The 9052-nt window shown below is 64.1% G+C and carries 11 protein-coding genes; all 11 read left to right on the top strand.

Features of this window, described 5'->3' with window-relative positions; genetic code table 11:
- Window positions 1–1143 (top strand): ABC transporter substrate-binding protein (locus Q0S16_RS03995; protein ID WP_295845297.1); only part of this gene is annotated, 1143 nt, incomplete at its 5' end.
- Between the two features lie 84 nt (window positions 1144–1227).
- Window positions 1228–2001 (top strand): glutamine amidotransferase, encoded by a 774-nt coding sequence (locus Q0S16_RS03990; protein WP_295845295.1) that lies wholly within the window; start codon window positions 1228–1230, stop codon window positions 1999–2001.
- 46 nt (window positions 2002–2047) lie between these two features.
- A complete protein-coding gene (gene rbsK / locus Q0S16_RS03985; protein ID WP_295845293.1) occupies window positions 2048–2947 on the top strand; it encodes a ribokinase in 900 nt (299 codons plus the stop codon).
- Between the two features lie 215 nt (window positions 2948–3162).
- A complete protein-coding gene (locus tag Q0S16_RS03980; RefSeq protein ID WP_295845291.1) occupies window positions 3163–3927 on the top strand; it encodes an FCD domain-containing protein in 765 nt (254 codons plus the stop codon).
- 1 nt (window position 3928) lies between these two features.
- Window positions 3929–4426, top strand: coding sequence for a 2,4'-dihydroxyacetophenone dioxygenase family protein (locus Q0S16_RS03975; RefSeq protein ID WP_295845289.1), 498 nt, complete (start codon window positions 3929–3931; stop codon window positions 4424–4426).
- Window positions 4426–5199 carry an SDR family oxidoreductase gene (locus Q0S16_RS03970; RefSeq protein WP_295845287.1) on the top strand — a complete coding sequence of 258 codons (774 nt, stop codon included), beginning with the start codon at window positions 4426–4428 and terminating at the stop codon, window positions 5197–5199. The genes Q0S16_RS03975 and Q0S16_RS03970 overlap by 1 nt, the downstream gene beginning before the upstream one ends.
- Before the next feature lie 179 nt (window positions 5200–5378).
- On the top strand, window positions 5379–6149 hold the full coding sequence (locus Q0S16_RS03965; RefSeq protein ID WP_295845284.1) for an ABC transporter permease: 771 nt from the start codon (window positions 5379–5381) through the stop codon (window positions 6147–6149).
- The gene (locus tag Q0S16_RS03960) at window positions 6146–6952 is read left to right on the top strand and encodes an ABC transporter permease (protein WP_295845282.1); all 807 of its coding nucleotides are present in this window, start codon (window positions 6146–6148) and stop codon (window positions 6950–6952) included. Before Q0S16_RS03965 ends, Q0S16_RS03960 begins: the two co-directional genes overlap by 4 nt.
- Complete coding sequence (locus Q0S16_RS03955; protein ID WP_295845280.1) at window positions 6949–7707, top strand: ABC transporter ATP-binding protein; 759 nt, start codon at window positions 6949–6951, stop codon at window positions 7705–7707. Before Q0S16_RS03960 ends, Q0S16_RS03955 begins: the two co-directional genes overlap by 4 nt.
- Window positions 7704–8036, top strand: coding sequence for a hypothetical protein (locus Q0S16_RS03950; RefSeq protein WP_295845277.1), 333 nt, complete (start codon window positions 7704–7706; stop codon window positions 8034–8036). The genes Q0S16_RS03955 and Q0S16_RS03950 overlap by 4 nt, the downstream gene beginning before the upstream one ends.
- Window position 8037: 1 nt before the next feature.
- Window positions 8038–9052, top strand: a 1015-nt coding sequence (locus Q0S16_RS03945) for an ABC transporter substrate-binding protein (RefSeq protein ID WP_295845275.1), incomplete at its 3' end; no start/stop codon positions are given.

The following is a 9052-nucleotide window of genomic DNA, read 5'->3' as shown; positions in this document are numbered from 1 at the left end:
GCCTCGCCGCGCCGCAGCGAACTGTCCCCGATCGAGCAGGTTGAAGTGACTGGCGCGCTGACTTTCACCATCAAGCTGAAGATGGCCTACGCGCCGCTGCTGCAGGTGCTGTCGAACCGCGCCGGCATGATGGTGTCGCCGACCGCGGTGAAAACGCTCGGAGCGGATTTCGCGACCAGGGCCGTGGGCGCCGGTCCCTACAGGCTCGTGAGCTGGACCAAGAATTCCGAACTGGTACTGGAGCGCTTTGCCGGCTACTGGCGCGGGCCCGCGCCGATCGAGCGGATCGTGTTCCGTCCGATCGCCGACGAGACCGTGCGGCTGACCAATTTGCGCTCGGGCACGGTGCAACTGGTCGACGCGGTGCCGGCGCAAACGGTCGGTCAACTCGGCCGTGAAGCCACTATCACCCTGAAGCAGGCCCCGGGCCTCGGCTTCAACGCGTTTTCCTTCAACACCACCCGGCCGCCGTTCAACGATGTCCGCGTCCGCCAGGCCTTCACCACCGCGATCGACAAGCAGGCGATCCTGCGGGTGGTTTATTTCGGCACTGGCAGCGTCGCCCAGGGCGCGATTCCGCCGTCGATGGGCTGGGTGCACGATCCCGCCTTCACGCCCTACAAGGCCAGCGCGGAAGCCGCCCGCAAGCTGCTCACCGAAGCGGGCGTCACCACGCCGGTGCCGGTGACCATCACCGTGACCAATTCGCCGGCGCAGGTGCGCACCGCCGAAGTGATGCAGGCCCAGGCCAACCAGGCCGGCTTCAAGGTCGAGATCAAGCAGATCGATTCCACCAGCCTGATCACCGTGCTGCGGCAGAAGGACTTTGACCTGTGCATGTCGCCGTGGTCGGGACGGTCCGATCCGGACGGTAACCTCTACAACTACCTGACCAAGACCGGCCCGAACAATTTCATGGGCTATCAGAGCGACAAGGTCACCGACCTGCTGGAGAAGGCACGCAGCGCGCAGGCCCAGGCCGACCGCGCCAAACTCTATCGCGAGGCGGAGACGCAGATCGCAGCTGACGCGCCGATGCTGTTCCTGACGTTCCCGGCAACGCTGCAGGCCTCGACCAAAGCGCTGTCGTGGCTGCAATATCCCGACGGCGCGTTCCGGCTGCAATTCGCCAAATTCCAGTAACGGCCGCTGTTTTCGCCCACGGATGGCACGGCCGCGGCCGTGTCATCCGGCTTCCTGTTCCACACGCCCATGGACCACGACCTCATGACTGCAAAAAAGATCCTGCTGGCCGGCGAAAGCTGGACATCGACCGCGACCCACATCAAGGGCTGGGACCAGTTCCCCTCGGTCACGCATCACAAGGGCGCCGAGGAATTCGTCTCGATCCTGTCCGGCGCCGAATTCGATATCACCTATATGCTGTGTCACGAGGCGGCCACGGATTTTCCGTCGACCGACGCGGCGCTCGACGCCTATGACTGCGTTATCCTCAGCGACATCGGCGCCAATACCTTGCTGCTGTCGCCCGACGTCTGGATCCATTCGCGCCGGGCGCCGAACCGGCTGAAACTGCTGCGCAGCTATGTCGAGCGCGGCGGCGGTCTGATCATGGTGGGCGGCTATTACAGCTTCCAGGGCATCAACGGCGCCGCGCGCTATCGCAACACCGCCGTCGAAGCGGTACTGCCGACCCTGATCCATCCCTATGATGACCGCCTCGAATTGCCCGAGGGCATCGTACCCGAGCTTGGCGCCGGCGCCGCGGGGCATCCGGTTCTGAACGGCGTGCCGACTGATTTCCCCTATCTGCTGGGGATTAACGAAGTCGTGGCCCGGCCCGACGCCACCACGTTGCTGGCGCTGCCGGCCAGCGAAGGCGGCCATCCGCTGCTCGCGGTGCAGCAGGTCGGCGCCGGGCGCAGCGCCGCATGGACGACCGACATCGGGCCGCATTGGCTGCCCAACGAATTTTTGCGCTGGCACGGCTTCAAGCCGCTATGGAGCAATCTGTTGCATTGGGTCAGTCGACAGAGCTGACCGCGCGCAGGCTGGCGCGGTACGCGCCGTAGGACGATGATCATCGATGGCGAAGATTCTGATAATCGGCAGTGCCAATGCCGACCTGATGCTGGCGGTCCCGGTGCTGCCGAAGCCGGGCGAGACGGTGCGCGGCCGTGACTTCGTCGTCGCGCCGGGCGGCAAGGGCGCCAATCAGGCGGTCGCGGCGGCGCGTCTCGGCGGCGAGGTGAGCTTCGTTGGATGCATCGGTGACGATGCCTTCGGGAGCAGTCTGCGCGGGGCGCTGTCGGACAGCGGCGTCGATGTGTCGCATCTCCAGGTCGCGGCCGGCGTGGCCTCGGGGATCGCGATGGTGATGACGGAGGCGTCCGGCGAAAACAGCATCGCGATTTCCGGCGGCGCCAATGACCGGCTGATGCCGGAGGATATCGACGTCCTCGCGGCGCTGATCGGTCAGGCCTCGTTGTTGATCTGTCAATTCGAGTCGCCGATGGCCACCGTCGAGCGGGCGCTTGAGCTGGCGAGGTCGCGTGGCGTGCCGGTTCTGCTCAACCCCGCGCCGGCGCGTCCGATCGCCGATTCCTGGCTGGACGGCCTTCGCTTCCTGGTGCCGAACCGGCACGAACTGGCGACGCTGTCGGGACTCGCGATCAACCACCCTGGCGACATCGAGGTCGCTGCCCGACAGTTATTGGCGAGTGGTGTACAGACGGTGATCGTCACGCTCGGCCGCGACGGCGTGGCGCATATCGACAGCGCGGGAATTACAATTCATCCGGCGCCGGTGGTCGACGCGGTCGACACCACGGGCGCGGGCGACACTTTCGTCGGTGCCTTTGCCGCGCATTGGTGCCGGAGCGCCGATACCGACGCGGCGATCGCCTTCGCCCAACGGGCGGCGGCGTTCAGCGTCACCAGCCGAGGCGCGCAGGCCTCGATGCCGTGGCTGGCAGATCTGGATTGAAGCCGCGGTATAGGCACGGCATGCCGGGCCAAATCGTCGGCCGCGACCAATTGTATCCGCGCCCAGGCGGCTTCACCGGACATCGCTGATCTGGAGGGACGGCACCGTCCCAACACAATCATCCGATGTTAAACATCCGATGATTGCCATACTAGTGAACGCGTGCTAGCAACTGGCCAACGTTGCCTATGAGCAACGATGGGGAGTCGTAATTCTTGCCTGTAGCGCGCACCAAGGCGGTCGATCGGCGCAGCAAGCCCGGGCGCATTCATGCGGTTCTGAACACGCTTGGTAGCGAGATTGTTCAGGATCTGATCGCGGTCGGCGCGGCGCTGCCGCCCGAGCATGACCTCGAAATCCGCTTCGGTGTCGGCCGCGGCGTGATCCGCGAGGTCATCAAGATATTGGCGGCAAAGGGCCTGGTCAGCGTGCAGCCGCGAAACGGCACGCATGTGCGGCCACGCCACGACTGGAGCCTGCTCGATCGCGACGTGCTCACCTGGTTGGTCGGCAACGACGTGCCCGACCGTGAGCTTCTGCTGGCCATCCAGGAGGTTCGCTCGATCATCGAACCCGCCGCGGCTGCCCTCGCGGCCGAGCGCGCCACCGCCAAGGACAAGCAGCGTATCAATGCCGCGCTGGCCGCGATGGAAACGTCGCACGATCCGGCCAGCGCCACCGCCGCCGACAAGGCCTTTCATCTCGCCATTCTCGATGCTGCGCATAATCCCGTGCTGCAGGGATTTCGCGGTGCGATCGATACGATCCTTGGCGCGGTGTTCTTCGTCGCCGTCGGCAGCCCCGGCTGGTTCGATGATAATTTGCCCAATCACGCCGCCGCGGCGCGCGCCATTGATGCCGGCAATGTCAAGCAGGCGCGTGCCGCGATGGAGCAGGTGCTCGCCTATACGCAGACCAAGCTCTCCAAACGGAACGTGGCAGCCGCGCAAAAACCGGCGGTCAAGCGCAGAAGGAAATAGAATGTATCGCGACATGAAGGGCTCGACACATGTGCTCGCATCGCCCGAAATCGCCGTCGTCGCGATGCCGGAAGATGAACGCGTCTGGGTACCGCAGGCGCCCGACGTCTGGTTCAGGCCCTTGATGCTCAACACCCGCCAGGGGCAGTGGTGCAACCTGCTGCGGGTGCGGCGCGCCGGGGTGTTGTCGCGGCATCTTCATCCAAATCCGGTCCACGGCTTCGTGTTGCGCGGCAAATGGTTCTATCGCGAGCATGACTGGGTTGCGACCGAGGGCTCCTATGTGTTCGAGCCGCCCGGCGAAATCCATACCCTGGTGGTGCCGGAGGATACGCCGGAGATGATCACCTTCTTCAATATCCAGGGCTCGATGGTCTATCTCGACGAGCAGAACAAGCACATCGGCTATGAGGACGTCTTCACCAAGGTCGACATGTGCCGCGCCCATTACGAGTCCGTCGGCCTTGGTGCCGACTATGTCGATCAGTTCGTGCGCTGATGGTGACCGTCGCAGCCGAAATGCAGGAGGTGTCGGGCGCCTGGGCGTCGATGTGGTATGCCGGCAAGCATGTGCTGGTGACCGGCGGGACGTCGGGAATCGGCGCCGGGCTGGCGCGTGGCTTCCTCGAGGCCGGCGCGATCGTGACCATCGCCGGCGTCAACGAGGCGGAGATCACCGCCGCCGCCGCCGATCCCGTCTTGAAGAAGGCCGATGCGCGCATTCTCGATGTGCGCGACGGCGCGGCGGTGCGGAGCCTGGTCGAGGGCCGCGACCAGCTCGATGTGGTGGTGAACTGCGCGGGCGTGATCCGCCGCGGCGAAGAACTTGAGCCGGACGTATTCCAGTCGGTGGTCGACATCAATCTCAATGGCGCGATGCGTGTCTGCGCCGCTGCCCGTCCGTTGCTCGCTTGTTCGGGTGGGGCGATCGTCAATCTGGCGTCGATGCTGTCGTTCTTTGGCGGCGGATTGGTGCCGGCCTATGCCGCCAGCAAAGGCGGCATCGCGCAGCTGACAAAATCCCTCGCGATCGCCTATGCCGCGGATGGCATTCGCGTCAATGCGATCGCCCCGGGCTGGATCGCCACGCCACTGACGACGGATCTGCAGAACAGCGAAGATCGCAGCCGGGTGATCCTCGATCGCACGCCGCTCAAGCGCTGGGGCCGGCCCTCCGATCTGCTGGGTGGCGTGCTGTATCTCTGCTCGCCGGCGGCTTCCTTTGTGACCGGTACCATACTGGTTATCGATGGAGGCTATGCCATCAGCTGAGACGGCAAGCGCGATCTATGGTCACGCCTTCGCGCTGGATGATTGGTTGTATTGATTGCTCAAAGCGGCCGCGAAGCGCCGCGAGCGAAATGGGGAATGGCCGTTCATCGGCCTGACAGGGAGGTTTCGTGCTGCTCGCTCCGACGCATAGTCGACAGCCGCGATGGCTGATCAGAGCCATGGCGTCGATCGTATCGACCGCGATGTTTATCGCGCCGCTGGCCGCGCTCGTTCTGATTTGGGCCATCGTCGTTCCGCTGTTCGATGTCAGCCCGCGCGTGTTCCCGTCGGTGCAAGCGGTCGCTGCCGCCGCGATGGAATCGATCCATGATGGCACGTTGATCCGGCATGTCGGCGCCAGCCTGTTGCGGGTGGCGCTTGGCACGTTGATCGGTGTCGTCACCGCGGTGCCGCTGGGAATCGCCATGGGGGTCAGTCCGGCGGTCTCCACGTTTCTCACGCCGCTGTTCCGCTTCTTCTCCGTACTCGCCGGCATCGCCTGGATCCCGATCGCCACTCTATGGTTCGGCTACGGGTTTGGCGCGATCATCTTCGTGATCTTCAACGCCGTCTTTTTCGTTGTCGCCTACAACACGCTGCTCGGTGTCTCGACCATTCCTCCCGCCTTGCGCAACGCCGCCGCGTCGCTGGGGGCGGGGCGGTGGGCGATGCTGACGCAGGTGCTGCTTCCGGGCGCGCTGCCGAACATCGTCACCGGCGTTCGCACCGGTCTCGGCTTCGCCTGGCGGGGCCTGATCGCCGCCGAGATGATCGCGACCAATGTCGGTCTTGGCTACATGCTGTTCGTCGCGCGGGATTTCTATCGCACCGAGGTCATCATTCTCGGCATGATCGTGATTGGCGTGCTGTGGCTGCTGATCGACCGGTTGCTGCTGGTTCCGCTGGAACGCTCGACCATCGAGCGCTGGGGCATGGTGAGGCGCGCATGAGTGTTCTTCTGCGAAGCTGGAGCGCCTACACGCGCATGACCCAGCGGTGGCCGGGCCTGGCGGCGGTGATTCCGTTTATTCCCGTCATCCTGCTGTGGATCGCGGTGACACAGTCCGGCATGTTTCCAAGGGCGTTTTTGCCCGGTCCGGTCGAGGTCGTGCAATCCTTCATCACGTTGACCTACAAGGGCATCCTTCCGGACTATTTGCAGGACAGTCTGGTGCGGTTGTTCACCGGCGCGGCCGTCGGTATGGCGCTCGGCATTCCGCTCGGGATCCTGATCGGAACCAGCAAGTGGGCGCATCGTATCAGCTGGCCGATCCTGCTGTTCTTCCAGGCGATTGGCGATATTGCCTGGTTGCCGATCCTGCTGATCTGGTTCGGCTTCGGGTTGACGACCATGACCTTCGTCATCGTCTACACCGTGCTTTTTCCGGTGGTGCTCAATACCGTGCTCGGCGTCGAATCCGTCCCGCGCGATTTTGCACGCGCGGCCCGAAGCCTCGGCGCCTCACATGCGCGGGTGCTGTGGGAGGTGACGATGCCAGGCGCCTTGCCGAACATCATCACCGGGCTTCGGAACGGGCTCGGCTATGGCTGGCGCGCGTTGATTGCCGTCGAGATGATCGTCGGCACCAGCGGAATCGGCTTCATGATGTTCGACGCGCGCCGTGCCGGTTCGGTCGTCGAAATCCTGGTCGGCATGATCATTCTCGGATTGCTTTGGTACATCGTGGACGCCTGGATCCTCGCGCCGATCGAGCGCGCGACCGGTCGGCGCTGGGGGCTGGTGACGTCATGAAAACGCTTGAACTGCGAAACCTCGCCAAGACCTATTTCGATCCCTATGCCGGCTCGCATGTGAACGCGGTGCATGACGTGTCGCTCGAGGTAGAGCAGGGCGAATTCATATCGGTCGTCGGTCCCTCCGGCTGCGGCAAGACCACCATCCTGAACATGATCGCCGGGTTCATCCCCTATTCGGGCGGTGAGATCCTGCTGAACGGCAAGCCGATCTGCGGGCCTGGTCCGGAGCGCGGCGTGGTGTTCCAGTCCTTCGCACTGTTCCCGTGGAAGACCGTGCTGGACAATGTCGGCTTCGGTCCGAAAATGCGCGGCGTCGGCAAGGCGGAGCGCGACAAGATCGCGCACGAATATCTGGCCCTTGCCGGCCTGTCGCATGCCGCGAACCGCTATCCGAACGAACTCTCGGGCGGCATGCAGCAGCGCGTCGGGGTGGTTCGCGCGCTTGCCAACAATCCGGCGGTGTTGCTGATGGACGAGCCGTTCGCCAGCGTCGACGCACAGACCCGGATGACCCTGCAGGAGGAGTTGACGCGGATCTGGCAAGAACGGCGGCCCACGGTGCTCTTCATCACCCATGACGTGCCGGAGGCCGTATTCCTGGCCAACCGTGTCGTGGTGCTGTCGAAGGGCCGGGTGCTTGAGCAGATCACGGTCGACCTGCCGCGTCCGCGGGTCTGGGACGACCTCATCGAGGACGAGACCTTCAAGCGGCTATCCGCTGAGGTTTTGCACATGGTGCGTTCGGCATGAGCCTCGCAAGTGACATCGGGCGATCCTCGAACGGCCGCTTCGTCATCGGCGTGGTGGTGCTGTGGCTGCTGTTCCAGCTCTGGCTGACGCTGGCGGCGCCGTGGAAAGTATCCGGGGATCTCGGGGGGACGTCGCCGAAGGTCAACGTCCAGATCGAATTGCCCTTCACGCCGGAGCGCTTTCATGTCCTGGCGTTTCAGCAATATGGAAGGGTCTCCGGCGCGGATGACCATTCGATAGAACTTCGTGGCGTCAAGCGAACGGACCTTAACGCGGTGGCCCGGCCTTACTGGGTGACGAGCGTTGGGCCGCTAAAAGAGGGAGGTTGAAATGAGAAGGATACTATTGCTCGGGGCGGCGCTGGTGCTTGCCCTGGCGCCTGCGCAGGCCGAGACCCTGACCAAGCTGAAGGCCGGCATGGTCAGCGGCATCGACCAGATCGGATTGCCGATCGCGCTGGAGCGCGGTTTCTTCGAAAAACAGGGCCTCGATGTCACCATCGCGCGCCCCTACGCCACCGGCGTCGACGCGCTCAATGCCCTGCAGGCCGGGGAGAGCGATATCGTCCAGGTCGGCGTGCCGATGATCGGCGCCGTCTTGCGCGGCATGGATCTGGTGGCGCTCGGCAATTACAGCGGCAGCGCCACCAAGGCTGGCGCGGATGCCACCGTGGCCATTATCGCTCGCGAAGGCTCCGGTATCGTCAAGGGCGATCTTGCAAGCCTCAGGGGCAAGAAGATCGCGGCGTCGTTCGGAACGGTCAACCATCTCTACATACTGGCGGTGCTGGAAAAAGCCGGGCTCAAGCCCGACGTCGTCACCCTGGTCAACACGCCGCCGCCGGATATGACGGTAGCGCTGCTCGCCAAGGGCATTGATGCCTTCGCCAACTGGGATCCGTGGCCGATCGTTGCCCTGAAGGACGTCCCCGGCGCGTTTGAGGTGATCCGCGGCGGTGACGTGATTTCTTATCTCGGCTTCAACGTGGCGCTGCGCTCCTGGGTCGAGAAGAACGGCGAGACCACGGAAAAATTCCTCGCTGCGGTAGCGGAGGCTGACCAATGGATGCGCAAGAATCCAAAGCAGGCGTCGCAAATTGCCACGCGGTGGATTCCAGGTCTCAAGGCGGATGTCGCCGAAGCGGCGATGCAGTTCAATATCCAGCAGGCCGATCGGCGGCTGTCGGCGAACAACTATCGCGCGTTGTGGAGCGCGCAAGACCGGCTGAACCGGCTCGGAATTCTCAAATCGACCTTCGATGTCAACAAGCACATCGAGCCGAAATACAATCTGAAGGTGATGAAGGAGCGCCCCGAACTGTACGCCGACCTGCCGCCGGTACCGG

This window comes from Tardiphaga sp., assembly GCF_025356345.1.
Taxonomy (GTDB): domain Bacteria; phylum Pseudomonadota; class Alphaproteobacteria; order Rhizobiales; family Xanthobacteraceae; genus Tardiphaga.
This window is presented reverse-complemented; position numbering and strand designations above follow the sequence as displayed.